At 44.0% G+C, this 266-nt stretch carries 1 protein-coding gene; it reads left to right on the top strand.

Features of this window, described 5'->3' with window-relative positions; all coding sequences use genetic code 11:
• On the top strand, positions 1-266 hold a 266-nt coding region (locus G4L40_RS12895), incomplete at both ends, for an HYR domain-containing protein (protein ID WP_166237593.1).

Below are 266 nucleotides of genomic sequence, written 5' to 3' on the forward strand. Positions count from 1 at the left end.
GGAAATACAGCTACAGCGACACAGTTAGTTACAGTAAGTGATGCTACTTTACCAACCATCACTGCACCAGCTGCAGTTAATGTAACTACGGATACAGCTTGTACAGCAACAGCAGTAGTATTAGGTAGTGCAGTAACAGCAGACAACTGTTCGGTAGCGAGTGTAAGTAATGATGCACCAGCAGTGTTTGCATTAGGAACTACTACAGTAACATGGACAGTAGTTGATGGTTCAGGAAACACCGCTACAGCGACACAATTAGTGAC

It is taken from the genome of Flavobacterium celericrescens, from assembly GCF_011392075.1.
GTDB classification, from domain to species: Bacteria; Bacteroidota; Bacteroidia; order Flavobacteriales; family Flavobacteriaceae; genus Flavobacterium; species Flavobacterium celericrescens.